This window comes from Streptomyces wedmorensis (genome assembly GCF_000716445.1).
Taxonomy (GTDB): Bacteria; Actinomycetota; Actinomycetes; order Streptomycetales; family Streptomycetaceae; genus Streptomyces; species Streptomyces wedmorensis.
This window is the reverse complement of sequence record NZ_JNWK01000035.1, coordinates 119,452-136,740: the sequence shown is the minus strand read 5'-3', so window position 1 is coordinate 136,740 and position 17,289 is coordinate 119,452. Positions and strand designations below refer to the sequence as shown.

Below are 17,289 nucleotides of genomic sequence, written 5' to 3'. Positions count from 1 at the left end.
GATCGGCGAGCCCCCTCGTCGTACGCGGAGCCCGCTCTCGCGGGGCGGGCCGTTATTCGAGCAGCTCCGCGTACGAGCCCATGGCCAGGGCGATGTCCGCCTGGGCCCAGAACCGGTGGTAGGTGAAGACGGGGGCGGCGCCGCCCGCCAGGTAGGCCTCGATCTTGGGCCAGGCCGGGTCGTCCTCGTAGAACGAGCGGATCGAGGCGAAGGTGGACGAGGAGTTCACGGCGTCGCCGTTCGGCATGACACCGGTCCAGCCGGTCGGCACGTAGACCGGGTCGTCGAAGCGGTTGTAGTCGGCACGTGTCTCCGGGACGGCGATGCCCAGCGGGTCCTGGTGGTGGTTCCACATGCCGTCGAGGAGGGCCTTGGCGACCCGCTTGGCCTCGGCGTGGCCGGACTTGGCCGCGTAGTAGGTGAGGGTCTTGGCGTAGGCGGCGGCCACGCCGACGTCGTCGGTGTAGTCGGCGACGGTGACGCGCAGGCCCGTGTTGGCCCCGGGGCTCGCCGCGTTCCACGTGTCCGGCGCGCCGGACCACTGGAGGGTGGAGGGGATGCGGTAGGTGCCGTCGGGGTTGATCGTGGTCTTGGACAGCGCCCAGGAGACCCACTTGTCGAGGACGGTCTTCGCCTTGGCGTCACCGGTCTGCTGGTAGTACTCGGCGACGCGTTCCATCGACCAGGCCTGGAAGCCGAACCATTGGTTCGACGCCGGGTCGTGGTAGACGGGCTTCTCGTCGTAGAACATGCCGTAGAAGGTGGGTGTGCCGGCCGGCGGGGTGGCGTAGCGGCCCTGCCAGCTGTTGGTGGCGCCGCCCGCGATGGCTCCCTCGTTCGACTGGAGCCAGCGGTAGAACTCCAGCTGCCGGTCGAGGCTGGTCGCCCAGTCCGCCTGGCCCGTCGTCGACTTGGGCTTGAGCGGGGCGTACCGGCTGAGGGCGTAGGCGGCGAGGGGGTTCTGGTAGCCGCCGTGGGCGTGGCTGGAGCCGATGCGCCAGGACCAGCCGGCGGAGGTGTCGGCGGCGCCGCCCCAGGCGTAGTACCAGGACATCAGGTAGTGCGCGCTGTCCTTGCCGGTGCCGGCCGGGCAGACGGTGGGGCCGACGCAGTCGCCGACCTTCTTGAAGTACTTGTCGAACATCGCGTACCGCAGGTAGTCGCCCATCTTGGCGGCCTTGCCGACGGTCGCGCTGACCTGCCCGCCCTTGCCCTGCTGCTTGGCCCACAGGTCGGCCCAGTAGGCGGCCTGGACGGCTCGGGCGTCGGCGTCGGGGGCGTTGGTGTACTTCCACTGCTTGGCGTAGGAGGCGTCCCCGGTGAAGAGGTCCAGGTAGCCGTTCTTGCCGCCGTAGGCGAACTTGTCGCAGGTGGGGTGGGTGACGGTCTCCCAGACGGACTCCTGCGGGCCGCGCTGGAAGGTGTTGATGTACGAGGGACCGGTCGCCGTCGGTCCGGCGGAGCACTTCCCCGGCTCGTTGCCGAAGCCGTAGACGTTGTCGACGTCCTGGATCCAGTGCATGCCGTAGATGTCGTCGGTGCCGTAGGCGCTCTTGAGTTCGGCGGCGATCGGGTCGGATCCGGAGGTCACGCCGGAGTCCAGCTTCGCCGGGTACTGCGACGGGAGGTCCCACTCGGGGGCGTACGTGGCCGGCTTGGAGGCGTTGTAGGAGGAGGTGGTGGGCTGGTCGGCGTGGGTGGGGATCATGAATTTCTCCATGGTGTCCCAGGCGCCGTTGAACTTGGTCCAGTCGCCGGTGATCTTGCCGTACATGGCCTGGAGCCAGATGAGGTAGCTGTACGCCTCCGAGGTCGTCTCGTGCCCGTGGTCGGGGGCCTCGACGATCAGGGTCTCCACGGAGTGGTACGGGATGCCCTCGGGCGAGAAGTAGCCGTTGGCCGGGTTGGTGATCTTCCCGTGCAGGTCGAGGAAGCGGGCGTCGTACGTGGAGTCCGCGGCCAGCTGGGCGACGGTGACCTCGGCCTTGGCGTGACCGGGCGCGGTCGCGGTGAAGACGGCCGAGCCGGTGCCGGTGGCCGCGGCGGCGACGGTCACCTTCTGGGCGGTGTTCCAGTTCGCCGGGGTGAAGGTGAGGGTCGCCGGGGTCGCGGTGAGAGCGGTGTTGCCCGAGGTGCGGGCGACGCTCACCGTGACGTCGGCGGTCGGGGCGGTGGACAGCTTCAGGTCGAAGGTGCCGGTGGCGCCCTGGCGTACGCCGAGCTGAGCGGGGGAGGCGACCAGCGCGGGTCCCGCGGCGACGGTGATGCCGACGGGCGCCGACTCGGCGGAGGCGCCGAGGCTGTCGTAGGCCTTGGCGTAGAGGGAGTGGGCACCGGTGGCGAGGCCGGCCGCACTGTGGGTGAAGGGCGCGGTCGTGTCGGTGCCGAGGAGCGTGGTGTCGCTGTAGAACTCCACCTTGCTCACGGTGGCGCTGTCGGCCGCGGCGGCGGTGGCGGCGAGCGGCACCGCGTCGCCCTCGGTGTAGACGGCGCCCGCGGTGGGGCTGGTCAGGACGGCGACCGGGGGCTGGTGGGCGCCGGTGCAGGAGGTGCCGTTGACCGCGAAGGCGGTCGGGGCGGCGTTGGTCCCGCTGTAGGTGAACTGGGCGCCGGTCGTGGTGGCGGCGCCCGCGGCGAGGGTGCCGTTCCAGGAGGCGTTGGTCACCGTCACGTTCCTGCCGGACTGGGACCAGACGCCGTTCCATCCGTTGGTGACCTTCTGGTCACCGGCGTAGGAGTAGGTGAGGGTCCAGCCGTTGAGCGCGGTGGTCGCCCGGTTGGTGAGGGTGAGTTCGGCGGTGAAGCCGGAACCCCAGTCGTTCGTCTTGTAGTCGACGCTGCACTGCACGGCGGCGGCCTGGGCCGTGGTGGCACCGACGGCCGTGAGGCCGAGGGGCAGCGAGAGCGCCGCGGCCAGCGCGGTCAGCTGCCGGCGTGGTCGGCGTACGGGTGGTCGTGGCATGCGGTGGTTCTCCTCGCGGCTCGGGAGGTTGGGGGTGCGAAGAGCGAGAAGGGCTTGCGGGGACAAGCCCTGAACCAGTGGGAGCGCTCCCACTGTGCAGTTGAGCCGCAACGGCGTCAAGGTGTGTGAAGAGTCGAAGGCAGATGAGGCGGAAATTTACCCAACCCCTCTTTTGTTTGGCGCTAGTTGACGCTACGGTCTGCCCGACCAGTGGGAGCGGTTCCATCCAGTCGGCACACCATCAGGGGTGTGCCCTCGCTGTGAGGACTCGCTCATGCGACATCCCCCACGTCTGTCCGCGCTGCTCGCAGGAGCGGCGCTCACGATGGCGAGCACCGCCTTCGCCGTCGTGGGTACGGCCTCCGGAGCAGCGGCCGCACCCGCCTGCACAGTGGAGTACTCGGTCGTCGGCCAGTGGTCCGGCGGCTACCAGGGCGCCGTCACGATCACCAACAACAGCGCCGCGCTGAACGGTTGGAGCCTCGGCTTCGCCTTCCCGGCCGGCCAGGTCGTCAGTCAGGGCTGGGGCGGGAAGTGGTCCCAGTCCGGGGCGTCCGTCACGGTCCTGAACGAGAGCTGGAACGCCGCGCTCGCCACGGGCGCGAAGGTCACGGGCGGCTTCATCGCCTCCTGGACGGGCGCCAACACGGCTCCCACCGCGTTCACGCTCAACGGCACGCCCTGCAACACCGACGGGCCCACGCCCACCCCGACGCCGACCCCGTCGACCACGACACCCACACCGACCCCCACCGACCCGACCACACCCCCGACCACCCCTCCCCCGACACCCGCCTCCGGCGCGCCCGAACTCGGCGTGACCGGGAACAAGTTCACCGACCAGAACGGCGCGGTCCGCCGCCTCCTCGGCGTCAACCGCTCCGGCGGCGAGTTCATGTGCGTCCAGGGCTACGGCTTCTTCGACGGTCCCGTCGACGACGCCTCGGTCAAGGCCATCGCCGACTGGAAGGCCAACACGGTCCGCATCCCCCTCAACGAGGAGTGCTGGCTCGGCCTGGACAACATCAAGCCCGAGTACCGCGGCGCGAACTACGTCAACGCGGTCAAGGACCTGGTGGCCAAGGTGCTCGCCCACGGAATGACCCCCGTGGTCGAACTGCACTGGACCCACGGCCAGTACACCGGCAACTCGTCGGGCTGCGCCGACGTGCACGCCTCCTGCCAGAAGCCGATGCCCGGCGCCCAGTACACCCCGGCGTTCTGGACCTCGGTGGCGAACACCTTCAAGAACGACCGGCGGGTCGTCTTCGACCTGTTCAACGAGCCCTATCCGGACCGGGCGACCTCCACCGCGGCACAGGCCTGGACCTGCTGGCGCGACGGCGGCACCTGCCCCGGCATCGGCTACGAAGTCGCCGGCATGCAGGACCTGGTGGACGCGGTCCGCGCCACGGGAGCGAAGAACCTCGTCCTCGTCCCGGGCGTCGCGTACTCCAACGACCTCAGCCAGTGGCTCACGTACGCCCCCACTGACCCGGCGGACAATCTGGCCGCCGCCTGGCACGTCTACAACTTCAACACCTGTTCCGACGAGACGTGCTGGAACAACACCCTCGCCCCGGTAGCCGCCGAGGTTCCCCTCCTCGCGGGCGAGATCGGCGAGAACACCTGCGGACACGCGTTCATCGACCGCGTCATGAAGTGGTTCGACGACCGCGACCTCTCGTACCTGGGCTGGACCTGGAACACCTGGAACTGCAACTCGGGTCCCGCGCTGATCACCTCGTACGACGGCACCCCCACCGCATTCGGCATCGGGCTGCGCGACCACCTGCGCGACCTCACCCCCTGAAAGGAACCCCCACCCGCATGAGCCGCACCAGAAGCACCAGTCGCACCGCCCTCCTGGCGGCACTCGGCCTGATCACCGCCACCGGCGCCACCGCCACCGTGTTCGGCACCACCGCCGGCGCCGCCACCCCCGGCTGCAAGGTCGACTACCAGATCACCAACCAGTGGAACACCGGCTTCGGCGCCAACGTGACCGTCACCAACACCGGTGACCCAGTTGCCGCTTGGACCGTCGAGTGGACCTACGGCGGCAACCAGCAGGTCACCCAGGGCTGGAACGCCACCATCACCCAGTCCGGCGCCGGCGTGACCGCCAAGAACGTCTCCTACAACGGGACGCTGGCCACCGGCGGCTCCACCTCCTTCGGCTTCAACGGCTCCTACAGCGGCACCAACGCCGTGCCGGCCACCTTCAAGCTGAACGGGGTCGTCTGCAACGGCGCCACCGAGCCGACGACACCCCCGACCACCCCGCCCACCACGCCCCCGACCACGCCTCCCACCACGCCGCCGCCGGCCGGGACCAAGGCCGACAACCCGTACGCCGGCGCCAAGGTGTACGTGAACCCCGAGTGGTCCGCGAAGGCCGCGGCCGAGCCGGGCGGCACCAAGGTCTCCAACCAGCCCACCGGCGTCTGGCTCGACCGGATCGCCGCCATCAACGGTTCGAGCACCTCGATGGGCCTGCGCGCCCACCTCGACAAGGCCCTGGAGCAGAAGGGCTCCGGCGAGCTCGTCGTCCAGCTCGTCGTCTACAACCTGCCCGGCCGCGACTGTGCCGCGCTCGCCTCCAACGGCGAGCTCGGACCGACCGAGATCAACCGCTACAAGACCGAGTACATCGACCCGATCGCCGCGATCCTCGGCGACGCGAAGTACGCGGGCCTCCGGATCGTCACCACGGTCGAGATCGACTCGCTGCCCAACCTCGTCACCAACGTCTCCGGGCGTCCGACGGCCACCGCCAACTGCGACGTCATGAAGGCCAACGGCAACTACATCACCGGCGTCGGCTACGCGCTCAAGAAGCTCGGCGCGATCGGCAACGTCTACAACTACATCGACGCCGGTCACCACGGCTGGCTGGGCTGGGACGACAACTTCGGCCCGTCCGCCGAGCTGTTCAAGCAGGCCGCCACGGCCGAGGGCTCCACGGTCTCCAACGTGCACGGCTTCATCGTCAACACCGCCAACTACAGCGCCCTGAAGGAGGACCACTTCACCATCGACGACAGCGTGAACGGCACCTCCGTGCGCCAGTCGAAGTGGGTCGACTGGAACCGCTACACCGACGAACTGTCGTACGCCCAGGCGATGCGCGCCAAGCTGGTCTCGATCGGCTTCGACAGCAACCTCGGCATGCTGATCGACACCTCCCGCAACGGCTGGGGCGGCACCGCCCGGCCCACCGCTCCGGGAGCGCTGACCAGCGTCGACACCTACGTCAACGGCGGCCGCTACGATCGCCGCATCCACCTCGGCAACTGGTGCAACCAGTCCGGCGCGGGCCTCGGCGAGCGGCCCCAGGCGGCCCCCGCCGCGGGCATCGACGCCTACGTCTGGATGAAGCCCCCGGGCGAGTCCGACGGCGCCTCCTCGGAGATCCCGAACGACGAGGGCAAGGGTTTCGACCGGATGTGCGACCCGACGTACACGGGCAACGCCCGTAACGGCAACAGCATGTCGGGCGCGCTGCCGAACGCCCCGCTCTCCGGCAAGTGGTTCTCCGCCCAGTTCCAGGAGCTCCTGAAGAACGCCCACCCGGCGCTGTAACACCCACCGCACGGGCCCCGCGGCCGACCGGACCCCAGGATCCCGGCCGGCCGCGGGAGCACGCGCGCGAAGGCCCCGCGGGACGGATCGTCCCGCGGGGCATCGGCGTACCCGCGGTCAGCAGGAGGAACGCACGATCAGCTCCGTCGGCAGCACCCGCTTGCGCGGCTCCTCCGGCGTGGCCGAACCCTTCTGGATCTCCTGGATGAGCATCCGCGCCATCGTGCGCCCCATCTCCTCGATGGGCTGCCGCACGCTCGTCAGCGGCGGGTCCATCAGGCGCGCCACCGGCGAGTCGTCGACGCCGACGAGGGCCACGTCCTCCGGCACCCGGCGGCCCGCCTCCCGCAGCACTCCGAGCGCCCCGGCGGCCATCACGTCGGAGGCGGCGAAGACCGCGTCCAGGTCCGGGCGGCGGTCGAGCAGCAGCCGCATGGCCCGCCGGCCGCCCGCCTCGGTGAAGTCGCCCGCGGAGACCAGTTCCTCGTCGGGCGGTAGGCCGGCCTCGGTGAGGCCGGCCCGGTAGCCGCCCAGCCGGGCGCGGGCCACGTACATGTCGAGCGGTCCGGTGACGGTCGCGATCCTGTCCCGCCCGCGCGCCACGAGGTGGGCGACGGCGGCCCGGCCCGCCCCGATGTTGTCGGAGTCCACGTACGGCACGGGTTCGGCCTCGGAGCGGCGCCCGTTCATGACGACCGGGAGGCCCAGTTCCCGGATCCGTTCGGGCAGCGGGTCGTCGCCGTGCACGGAGGCGAGGAGCACCCCGTCGACGCGCTGGGCGGCGAGGTACTGCTCGAACCGCTGCCGCTCCTGCTCGCTGCGGACCAGGGTGAGCAGGAGCTGCTTGTCGGCCTCGGCGAGTTCGGCGCTGACGCCCCGGATGAGGTCGAGGAAGTACGGCTCGGCGAAGAGGCGGGCCTCCGCCTCGGGGATGACGAGCGCGATCGCGTCCGTGCGGCTGCCGGCCAGGGCGCGGGCGGCCTGGTTGGGTACGTAGCCGAGTTCGGCGACGGCTCTGGCGACGGCCGTCCTGGTCTGCTCGCTCACCCGCGGGGAGCCGTTGATGACCCGGGAGACCGTGCCCCGGCCGACCCCGGCCCGGGCCGCTACCTGCTCCAGGGTGGGTCTGCCGCTCTGCCGTCCGTTCACGACTCCCGAACTCCCCTCGTAGGACAACGCGCTGCTCACCACGGCCACGGAAGGATGGGAGCGCTCCCACACTAGTCCACGCCCGTCCCGGCGCGCCACGCGTCTGCGTTCAGGAGATGACGCCCGCGTTGCCGCAGGGCGTCGCGAATCCCCCGGAAAACCTTCCGGTAACGAATCCGCGTTCATGTCTTGACACTCGCACCCGCCAGGCAGCAACCTTCCGGCAACGACGTGGGAGCGCTCCCATCCGGGACGCACACAGCCTGCATCAGGCCCTGCAGGGCAGCCGCCGAGCCGCGATCCGCCGGCCGGGCCTCATGGCGCACAACGAGCACCACCTTGGACGAGGAGAGTGGAATGCGCACTTCCAGCAGCAGACGCGGACGCCGTGCGGCGATCGCGGCGGTCGCCGTCGTCGTGACCGGCACGACCCTGCTCACCGGTTGCGGCGGTGACGAGGACGCCGGCGGCAAGGGCGGCACGAGCACCCAGGGCGCCGAGAAGATCACGCTGCGGATCGGGACCTTCGGTTCCTTCGGCTACGACGACAAGACCGGCGCGAAGCTCTACGCCGAGTACGAGCGGCTCCACCCGAACATCAAGATCGAGGAGTCGAACGTCTCCGACGGTCAGAAGTACTGGGACACCCTGAAGCTGCGCCTCGCCCAGAACAGCGGCGTCGCCGACATCCAGGCCGTCGAGGTCGGCTACATCGCCGAGGCCACCGGCACCGCCATGGCGAACAAGTGGGTCGACCTGGGCAAGGAGGGCGGCGCGAACACCGCCGCCTTCCTCGACTGGAAGGTCAAGCAGGCGACGACCTCCGACGGCAAGGTCATCGCGCTCGGCACCGACATCGGCCCGATGGCCATCTGCTACAACAAGGACCTCTTCGCCAAGGCCAAGCTGCCCACCGCCCGTGAGGAGGTCGCCAAGCTGTGGGCCGGCGACTGGGCCAAGTTCATCGAGACCGGTGAGAAGTACAAGGCCGCCGCGCCCGCCGGCACCGCCTTCCACGACTCCGCGAGCGGACTCTTCAACGCCGTCGTCTCCAGCGACCCGGTGCAGTACGCCAACACCAGCGGCGAACTCGACTGGGAGAACAGCCCCGGCGTGAAGAAGGCCTGGGACACCGCCGTCAAGGCGGCCCAGGGCGGCCTCACCGCCAAGCTCCGCCAGTTCGACGAGAAGGGCACCTGGAACGCGGCCTTCAAGAACTCCAAGTTCGCCACCGTCGCCTGCCCGAGCTGGATGACCGGCATCATCAAGGACCAGGCCGGCCCCGCCAACCAGGGCAAGTGGGACATCGCCACGCCGCCCGTCGCCGGCAACTGGGGCGGTTCCTTCCTCGCCGTGCCCAAGGCCGGCAAGCACACCAAGGAGGCCGCCGAGCTCGCGGCCTGGCTGACCGCCCCCGAGCAGCACGCCAAGGTGTTCGCGGTCAACGGCAACATCCCCTCGTCCAAGGACACCCTCGCCTCCTCGGCGGTCCAGGACGCCAAGCTGCCGTACTTCGGCGACACCCCGGTCGGCAAGATCTTCTCCAGCGCGGCGGCCGGCATCACCCCCGCCGTCATCAGCCGCTACGACGGCCAGGTGAAGACCTTCCTCACCGACAACGGCATCCTCGACATCGAGCAGCGCGGCACCGACCCGGCCAAGGCCTGGGAGAACGTCAAGAAGCTGGTCGACGACAAGATCGACCAGTAGCGGGGACCGTCCGCCGGCCCGCCGCCGCCTGCCGGGCGGCGGGCCGGCACCGTCCGCACCACCGCACGCATCGACCTGGAAGGACGCCCCCGTGGCCACCTCCGTTCGGGCGAGGCACGACGGCTCCCCGCCGCCCGCCGCACCGCCCTCCTCCACCGGCCCCCGCGGCCACCGTTCCTCCGGGGGCGGCTGGCGCAGCACGCTCTACCGCTGGGACCTCAAGGCGATCCCGTACGTCTTCGTCGCCCCCTTCTTCCTCACCTTCGCCGCCTTCGGCCTCTTCCCGCTGCTCTACACGGGCTGGCTCTCGCTCAACCGGGTCGAGCTCGGCGGCGACCCGACGTGGAAGGGCCTGGAGAACTACACCGACCTCGCGACCAGCGAGTTCTTCTGGAACGCGCTCCTCAACACCTTCACCATCGGGGTGATATCGACCGTTCCGCAGCTGCTCATGGCCCTGGGCCTGGCGCACCTGCTCAACTACAAGCTGCGCGGCCGGGGCTTCTTCCGGGTCGCGATCCTCGCCCCGTACGCCACCTCGATCGCGGCGGCGACCCTGGTCTTCGCCCAGCTGTTCAACACCGACTACGGCATGATCAACGGCCTCCTGGGCTGGTTCGGCGTCGACCCGGTGAACTGGGAGTCGTCCAAGTGGCCGGCGCAGATCGCGATCTCGGTGATCGTCACCTGGCGCTGGACGGGCTACAACGCGCTGATCTACCTGGCCGCCATGCAGGCCGTGCCCCAGGACCTGTACGAGGCGGCCTCGCTGGACGGCGCGTCGCGCTGGCGGCAGTTCGTCAGCGTCACCATCCCCTCCATCCGGCCGACGATCCTCTTCACGATCATCGTCTCCACCATCGGCGCCACCCAGCTCTTCGGCGAACCGATGCTCTTCGGCGGCAGCGTCGGCATCAGCGGCGGCAGCGGCAACCAGTTCCAGACGCTGAGCCTGCTGATGTACGAGAAGGGGTGGGTGACCGGCGCGCTGGGCCAGGCCTCCGCGATCGCCTGGGTCATGCTGCTGCTCCTGCTCCTGATCGGCGGCGTCCAGGCGCTCGTGTCCCGCTCCAACCGCAAGAAGCTGGGGGGCTGACCTCATGGCCCGCACACTCGACACCTCGCCCATCGAGGCCCCGGCTCCGGCCCCGGCCCGGCCGCCGCGCCGCTTCCGCCAGTCGGCCGGCCGTCAGCACCACGCGGGACCGCTGACGTACGTGCTGCTCGCCGTGGCCGCGTTCGTCTCGCTCTTCCCGCTGTACTGGAACGTGGTCGCCGCGTCCCACACGGGCGAGCGGGTCGTCGAGGCGCCTGCCCCGCTGCTGCCCGGGAACCGTCTCCTGGACAACCTGAGCTTCGCCTGGAACCAGGTCGACATGGGCGAGGCGCTGATCAACACCACGATCGTGGCGAGCCTGGTGGCCCTGTCCACCGTGCTGTTCTCCACGCTCGCCGGCTTCGCGTTCGCCAAGCTGCCGTTCCGGGGCCGAGGGATGCTGCTCTCCCTCGTGGTCGCCACCATGACGATCCCGCCGCAGCTCAGCGTCATCCCGCTGTACCAGATCATCACGGACCTCGGCTGGTTCGACCAGCTCCAGTCGGTCGTCCTGCCCTCGCTGGTGGCGGCCTTCGGCGTCTTCTTCATGCGCCAGTTCCTCGTGGAGGCGCTGCCGATGGAGCTGGTGGAGGCGGCCCGGATGGACGGGGCGCACAGCCTGCGGGTCATCTGGCACGTGGTGTTCCCGATCGCCCGGCCGGCGATGGCGGTGCTCGGCATGCTGGTCTTCGTCCAGTCCTGGAACGACTTCTTCTGGCCGTTCATCGCCCTCACCCCGGACGGCAGCCCCACCCTTCAGGTGGCGCTCGCCGGGCTCGGCGCGGGCAACCACACCGTGGACCACGCCGTCGTGCTGACCGGCGCGCTGATATCCACCGTGCCGCTGCTGCTCGTCTTCGCCTTCCTGGGCAAGCACATCGTGGGCGGCATCACGGCGGGCGCCGTCAAGAGCTGACCGCCCCGCCGGGCCCGTAACCCGATTTCCGCACGTAACCACCCCGTACCCGCGTTGGGAGCGCTCTCCTATGACCGCGTCCGAAACCCGGCCGCTCACCGCCACCCGTTCGTTCCCGCCCGACTTCCTCTGGGGCGCGGCCACCGCCGCGTACCAGATCGAGGGAGCGGCGGCGGCGGACGGCCGTACCCCGTCCATCTGGGACACCTTCTCGCACACCCCGGGCAAGGTCTTCGAGGGCCACACCGGTGACGTGGCCGTGGACCACTACCACCGGTTCCGCGAAGACGTCGGCATCATGTCCGAACTCGGCCTGAACGCCTACCGGTTCTCCGTCTCCTGGTCCCGGGTACAGCCGACCGGGCGGGGGCCGGCCGTCCAGAAGGGCCTGGACTTCTACCGGGCGCTCGTCGACGAGCTGCTCGGCGCCGGGATCGAGCCGGCCCTGACGCTCTACCACTGGGACCTGCCGCAGGAGTTGGAGGACGCGGGCGGCTGGCCCGAGCGCGCGACCGCAGAGCGGTTCGCCGAGTACGCCGGGATCGTCGCCGACGCCCTCGGCGACCGGGTCCGGCGGTGGACCACGCTCAACGAGCCCTGGTGCAGCGCCTTCCTGGGGTACGGCTCCGGGGTCCACGCCCCGGGCCGCACCGACGCGGTGGCCTCGCTGCGCGCCGCCCACCACCTCAACCTCGGTCACGGCCTCGCGGTCCAGGCGCTGCGGGCCTCGCTGCCGGCGGACCGGCAGATCGCGGTCTCGCTCAACCTGCACGAGGTGCGGCCGCTGACCGGCTCCGCCAAGGACCTCGACGCGGCCCGCCGCATCGACGCCGTCGGCAACCGCGTGTGGCTGGGCCCGATGCTGGAGGGCGCCTACCCGGAGGACCTGCTCGCCGACACCGCGCAGCTGACGGACTGGTCCTTCGTCCGGGACGGCGACGCCGCCACGGCGAAGCAGCCGCTGGACCTGCTCGCGATCAACTACTACACGCCGACGGTCGTCTCGCACGTCCCGGAGGGCGCGGAGAAGCCACAGGACGACGGTCACGGCAACAGCGCGTACTCACCGTGGCCGGGCGCGGACTCGGTGGCCTTCCACCGGGCGCCGGGCGAGCCGACGGCGATGGGCTGGGCGGTCGACCCCGGCGCCCTGTACGACCTGCTGACCCGGGTCTCCGCCGCGTACCCCGAACTCCCGCTGGTGATCAGCGAGAACGGGGCGGCGTACGAGGACGTCGTCGGCGAGGACGGCACGGTCCACGACCCGGAGCGGGCCGCCTACGTGCACGCGCACCTGGAGGCCGTGCACCGGGCGATGACCGACGGGGTGGACGTGCGCGGCTACTTCCTGTGGTCGCTGCTCGACAACTTCGAGTGGGCCTACGGCTACGCGAAGCGGTTCGGTGCGGTGCGGGTCGACTACGACACGCTGGAGCGCACGCCGAAGTCGAGCGCGCGGTGGTACGCGCGGGTCGCGCGGTCGGGTGAGCTGCTCGCGCCCGACGGCGGCTGATCCCCCTGCGGGGGAAGGGCCGTACCGGTCGCCCGGTACGGCCCTTCCTCATGGAGTGACGGCTGATCAGATGTCGATGACCCGGTAGCCGATGACGTAGACGCCGCCGGAGCCCTCGACGGTGCGCCACTGGGTCTCGGCGCCGACCTCGCTGCCGGTGACGAGCGTGGAGCCCAGCTTGTCGTCGCCGCCGAAGGTGTCCTTGTCCCAGAGGGTCAGGGTCCGGGCCTGCTCCTTGCCGAGGATGAGGGCCGCGTTGCCGTTGCCGTCGGCCATGGAGCGGACGTAGCCGGAGCCCATCGTCTGGTAGCTGATGCCGCTGCCGGGCCAGACCTTGACGGCGTTGCCGTTGGCGTCGGTGATCTTGAGGTAGGCCTCGTCGTGGTCGCCCTCGCTGTTCTGCTGGCAGTGCAGCTCGAAGAGCTCGATCTTCACGTAGTCGATCGGCTCGGCGTGCGCGGTGCCGGCGAAGGCGCCGACGGTGCCGAGTCCGAGCAGGGCGGTGGCGGCCAGTCGGACGATTCGGTTCTTGCGCATGTGGTCCCCCCACACATCGGGTCACTCATGTGACGTGGCTCCGGTCCGCCGTCCTCGGCGGGGCCGGTGTGCCGTTTCCCCCCGGCACGACACTTACTGTGCCCGTTCGGCCCGGTCCGGTTCTACGCGCGTTCCGCTGGACGGAACGGGGACGCGAATCCGTCTTCCCGAGGGGTGCTCAGAGCACGAGGGCGGTCGTCGGAACCGGTCTTCGCTGGCCGCCGCGGGCGAGCGCGCGGGTGATGGCGGCGCCGGCCTCGGCGACGGCCTGGGCGAGCGCGTCGAGCCGCCGGCCGGCCGGGACCATGCCGGCGAGGGCGGCGACGGTGCGCCCGTCGGGGGCGCGGACCGGCAGCGAGGCGCAGCACACCCCGTCCATCACGTCCTCCCGGTCCAGGACCGCCCCGCCCCGGAGGGGGCCGCGCAGGGCCTTCCCGGCGGCGGTGTCGAGGCGGAAGGCGATGCCGTCCCGTACCGGCAGCAGCGGCTCCAGGTCCCCCGGCACCGAGCTCACCGTGATGGCCATCTCCTCGCGCATCACGGCGAGGACCACGCTGGCGCCCGTGACGCCCCGGAGCCGCTGGAGCGGCAGTCGGGCGGCGGGCACCAGGCCGGGGTGCGGCTCCCAGGCCTGGCCGAGGCGGTAGAGCTGCGGGCCGACGCGGTAGCGGTTGCCCCTGCGCTCGACGGCGCCGACCCCGACGAGCTGGTCGAGCAGTCGGTGCACGCTGCCCTTCGGTACGCCGCAGGCGAGCGCCAGCTCGGTCACTCCGGCCTCGTCGCCGCTCCGGCGCAACGCGTCGAGCAGCGCGAACGCCCCTTCGAGGACGCCACGGCCGCGCTCCGGCGCCTGCCCGCGCCCGGCCTCCCGGCCGGTCCCGATGGTCACCGCGCCGCCTTCCGGCCCACGTCCCGTACCGGTGTCCATGAGTCTCCCCCGACTCTCACGCCCCAGCCGTGGTCCCCCGATGGCACGGCTCCGGGCCCGCCTCCCACCATGCCGCAGACCCGGACGAATCGACGAAGGGCTCGTGCGGCGCGTCGTGTCGCGGGCGCTGCGGCGGGACTCCGGCGGGCCTGCCGCGCGCCACCGCGCGGAGTCCCGCGGGCCTGCGCCGGGAGGGGATGTCCGGCCGCGTAGGGTGTCCGCTCATGAGAGACGCTCATCCGTCCGCCCCCCGGTCGCGGCGCCGCAGGAACGCCGCCCTCGCCACGGCGGTGCTCGGCGTGGCCGCCGTCGGCACCGCGTTCGTGGTCGCCGCGCCGCCCTCGCGGTCCGCACCCCGCCCGGCAGTGGCGGCGGCGGACCACGCGAACGGCTCGACCCCCTGGCTCCGCGCGGCGGGGGCGCCGCCGACCGTGATCGCCCACCGGGGCGCGCCGTCCGCCGCTCCCGAGAACACCCTGGTCTCGGACGAGGTGGCCCGCCGGGGCGGGGCGAAGTGGATCGAGAACGACGTCCAGCCGAGCAAGGACGGAGTGCCGTACATCCTCCACGACACGACCGTCGACCGGACGACCGACGGCACGGGCCGGGTCCGCGCCCTGACCGCCGCCCAGCTGGACGCCCTCGACGCCGGGTCCTGGTTCGCGCCCGCGTACGCGGGTGTCCGCGTCCCGACGCTCGCCGCCCAGCTGGCGGACCTGCGCGAGCGCGGCGGGAACCTGCTCCTGGAGATCAAGGGCGCGCACACCCGTGCCGAGGTCGCCCGTATCGTGCGGGACATCCGGGAGCAGGACATGAGCGACCGGGTCTTCGTGCAGAGCTTCGACATCCCGTCGCTCGAGCACGCGCACGAGCTCGCGCCCGACCTGCCGCTCGGCCTGCTGCGGGTCACCCTGGACGCGGACCCGGTCGCGCTGGCCGAGCAGCTGGACCTCTCCGCGTACAACGTCTCGGACGCGGCGCTCGCCACCCGCCCGCAGGTCGTCTCCGAACTGCACTCGGCCGGCGTGGCGGTGAACGTCTGGACGGTCGACCGCGCGGCCCGCTGGAAGGAGCTCGACGCGCTCGGGGTGGACGGGATCATCACCAACCGCCCGACCGAGCTGGGCGGTTGGATCTCGGGCCGGTCGAACTGAGCCGTTACGGGGTGACCTTGACGTCGTCGACGAAGGCCCGGGTCATGACGGCGGCGGTGTGGACGACGGTCCCGGGCTTGATGAGGCCACCCTCGCCGGCGTCGCCCTTCACCTGGACCGTGCGCTCTCCGAGGAAGGCGTACGTCTTGCTGTCGAAGATCCATTCGGTGCGCTGTCCGCCGACCTCGCTGAGCCGCGCGACCGCGACGCCCTTGCGGCCGGCCGCGTCGGTGGCGCTGTCGACCGTCACGACGCCGGGGATCTTCGCGGCGGCCTTGTAGAGCGCGGCCGTCAGCTCCGGGGAGGGCCAGCTCTCGACGAGCAGGTCGCCGATGGTGGTGAAGGCCTGCTGGTCCTTGCCGTTGCCCTGCCCCTCGGTCTCCTTGTAGATCTTCCGCAGCAGTGCGTCGGGGTCGGTGGGGAGTGCGGCGAGGTAGTCGTGCGAGGGCGCGCCGAGGTGCGGCTCCGGGATGTTGCCCTGCTCGTCGAGGCCTTCGAGGGTGATGCCCTCGGGTCCGGTGTTGCCGGGCTCGATCAGCCAGCCCTTGAGGCCGTCCGGGGACCGCCAGGTCTGCCGGGTGTGCAGCGGCTGACTGACCAGGGTGCTCTTGTCGCCGACGGTCTTCACGTGCGTGCCCGCGGCCCGGGTCTCGATGTAGATGTACTGGCCGGCGCGGCCCTTGGGGGCGTCCACCTCGGCGGCGGCGAGCGAGATCCGGTCGAGGAGCCCGGGCGCGCCGTGCTCGTTCACGGTGCCGATCGTGGTGGTGAGGACGGGGCCGGTGGCGCGGTCGTCGGTGCCGTTGGCGCCGCCGGGCAGGACGACGAGGGCGCCGACGGCGAGCGCGCCGGCGAGGGCGGTGGCGGCCGGGAGGAGGATCGCCTTCCGCAGGAACGGGTTGCGCGCGGGGCGGGCGGCGGTGGCGATGCGGTCTTCGTGGATCCGGTTCATCAGGCGCTCCTTGTGGAACTGGTGGCGGCCCGGAGGAAGGTCGTGCTCCTCGATCGCCGGAAGGTCTCCGCTCTCCTGCCGGTTCGCCGTTCGGGGCTGGTTCGGTTCGGGGTTCATCGGATTCCTTCCTGCGCGGGCCGGACCGCGTTCACGCGATCACCTGTTGTCTGTCGGGGGCGGGGTGCGGGTTCCCGTTTTTCGCGGGCGAGTTCTTTCTCGGCCCCGGTACGGAGCTTGGTGCGGGCGCGGGAGAGCCGGGAGCGGACGGTGCCGACGGGTACGCCGAGGGCCTCGGCGACCTCGGTGTAGGCGAGGCCCTCCCAGAGGCAGAGCACGAGGACCTCGCGCTCGGTGCGGCGCAGCGTCCCGAGCGCGCGCAGGGTGGCCGCGATGCGGCGGCGGTCGTCGAGCCGGCCCGCGACCTCGGAGGCGTGGTCGGGCACCGAGGCCTCGGGCGGTCCGGCCGCGGCGTACGCGGCGGCGGCGGCCCGGTAGCGGCGGTTGCCCCGGCAGTGGTTGCGGGCGACGTTGGTGGCGACGCCGAGCAGCCAGGGCCGGACGGACCCCCCTTCGGGGTCCACCTTCCCCCGGAGCCGCCAGGCCTCCAGGAAGGTCGCCGCCATGACGTCCTCGGCGACCGACCAGTCGCCGGTGAGCCGGAAGGCGTGGTTGTAGACGCTTCGGGAGTAGGAGTCGAAGAGTTCGGCGAAGGCCGAGGGGTCTCCGTCCCTGATGCGTGCGCGCAGGTCTGTGTTCACGTCTCTCGACTGTCCGGCCCCGGGAGCGG

13 protein-coding genes are annotated in these 17,289 nt (G+C 71.3%); 7 read left to right on the top strand and 6 right to left on the bottom strand.

Annotation, left to right across the window (positions count from 1 at the left end; genetic code table 11):
* Positions 1-52: 52 nt before the first annotated feature.
* Positions 53-2,962 (bottom strand): glycoside hydrolase family 48 protein, encoded by a 2,910-nt coding sequence (locus tag OO54_RS25705; RefSeq protein WP_033206997.1) that lies wholly within the window; start codon positions 2,960-2,962, stop codon positions 53-55.
* A gap of 274 nt (positions 2,963-3,236) precedes the next feature.
* On the opposite strand from OO54_RS25705, the gene OO54_RS25700 reads away from it, so the two are divergent.
* Both OO54_RS25700 and OO54_RS25695 read left to right on the top strand, forming a co-directional pair.
* Positions 3,237-4,775: a cellulase family glycosylhydrolase gene (locus OO54_RS25700; RefSeq protein ID WP_209440903.1), complete on the top strand. Its 1,539-nt coding sequence runs from the start codon at positions 3,237-3,239 to the stop codon at positions 4,773-4,775.
* A 17-nt stretch (positions 4,776-4,792) separates the two neighbouring features.
* Complete coding sequence (locus OO54_RS25695) at positions 4,793-6,547, top strand: glycoside hydrolase family 6 protein (protein WP_033206994.1); 1,755 nt, start codon at positions 4,793-4,795, stop codon at positions 6,545-6,547.
* Positions 6,548-6,664: 117 nt separating this feature from the next.
* Here the strand turns inward: OO54_RS25695 and OO54_RS25690 are convergent, their stop codons facing one another.
* Complete coding sequence (locus OO54_RS25690) at positions 6,665-7,696, bottom strand: LacI family DNA-binding transcriptional regulator (RefSeq protein ID WP_033206992.1); 1,032 nt, start codon at positions 7,694-7,696, stop codon at positions 6,665-6,667.
* A 357-nt stretch (positions 7,697-8,053) separates the two neighbouring features.
* On the opposite strand from OO54_RS25690, the gene OO54_RS25685 reads away from it, so the two are divergent.
* The 4 genes from OO54_RS25685 (at position 8,054) to OO54_RS25670 (ending at position 12,931) form a co-directional block, all read left to right on the top strand.
* The gene (locus tag OO54_RS25685; protein ID WP_033206990.1) at positions 8,054-9,406 is read left to right on the top strand and encodes an ABC transporter substrate-binding protein; all 1,353 of its coding nucleotides are present in this window, start codon (positions 8,054-8,056) and stop codon (positions 9,404-9,406) included.
* 91 nt (positions 9,407-9,497) lie between these two features.
* The gene (locus OO54_RS25680; protein ID WP_033206988.1) at positions 9,498-10,502 is read left to right on the top strand and encodes a carbohydrate ABC transporter permease; all 1,005 of its coding nucleotides are present in this window, start codon (positions 9,498-9,500) and stop codon (positions 10,500-10,502) included.
* 4 nt (positions 10,503-10,506) lie between these two features.
* The gene (locus tag OO54_RS25675) at positions 10,507-11,418 is read left to right on the top strand and encodes a carbohydrate ABC transporter permease (protein WP_033206986.1); all 912 of its coding nucleotides are present in this window, start codon (positions 10,507-10,509) and stop codon (positions 11,416-11,418) included.
* A gap of 70 nt (positions 11,419-11,488) precedes the next feature.
* Positions 11,489-12,931 carry a GH1 family beta-glucosidase gene (locus OO54_RS25670; RefSeq protein WP_033206984.1) on the top strand — a complete coding sequence of 481 codons (1,443 nt, stop codon included), beginning with the start codon at positions 11,489-11,491 and terminating at the stop codon, positions 12,929-12,931.
* A 66-nt stretch (positions 12,932-12,997) separates the two neighbouring features.
* Here the strand turns inward: OO54_RS25670 and OO54_RS25665 are convergent, their stop codons facing one another.
* Positions 12,998-13,468 (bottom strand): hypothetical protein, encoded by a 471-nt coding sequence (locus OO54_RS25665; RefSeq protein ID WP_234439527.1) that lies wholly within the window; start codon positions 13,466-13,468, stop codon positions 12,998-13,000.
* 178 nt (positions 13,469-13,646) lie between these two features.
* Positions 13,647-14,357: an IclR family transcriptional regulator gene (locus tag OO54_RS25660; protein ID WP_234439526.1), complete on the bottom strand. Its 711-nt coding sequence runs from the start codon at positions 14,355-14,357 to the stop codon at positions 13,647-13,649.
* 263 nt (positions 14,358-14,620) lie between these two features.
* Between OO54_RS25660 and OO54_RS25655 the strand changes: the two genes are divergently transcribed.
* On the top strand, positions 14,621-15,550 hold the full coding sequence (locus OO54_RS25655; protein ID WP_234439525.1) for a glycerophosphodiester phosphodiesterase: 930 nt from the start codon (positions 14,621-14,623) through the stop codon (positions 15,548-15,550).
* A 4-nt stretch (positions 15,551-15,554) separates the two neighbouring features.
* On the opposite strand, the gene OO54_RS25650 is transcribed toward OO54_RS25655, so the two are convergent.
* A complete protein-coding gene (locus tag OO54_RS25650; protein WP_033206978.1) occupies positions 15,555-16,619 on the bottom strand; it encodes a CU044_5270 family protein in 1,065 nt (354 codons plus the stop codon).
* Positions 16,616-17,260, bottom strand: a complete 645-nt coding sequence (locus tag OO54_RS25645) for an RNA polymerase sigma factor (protein WP_033206976.1) — start codon at positions 17,258-17,260, stop codon at positions 16,616-16,618. The genes OO54_RS25650 and OO54_RS25645 overlap by 4 nt, the downstream gene beginning before the upstream one ends.
* Positions 17,261-17,289 lie beyond the last annotated feature (29 nt).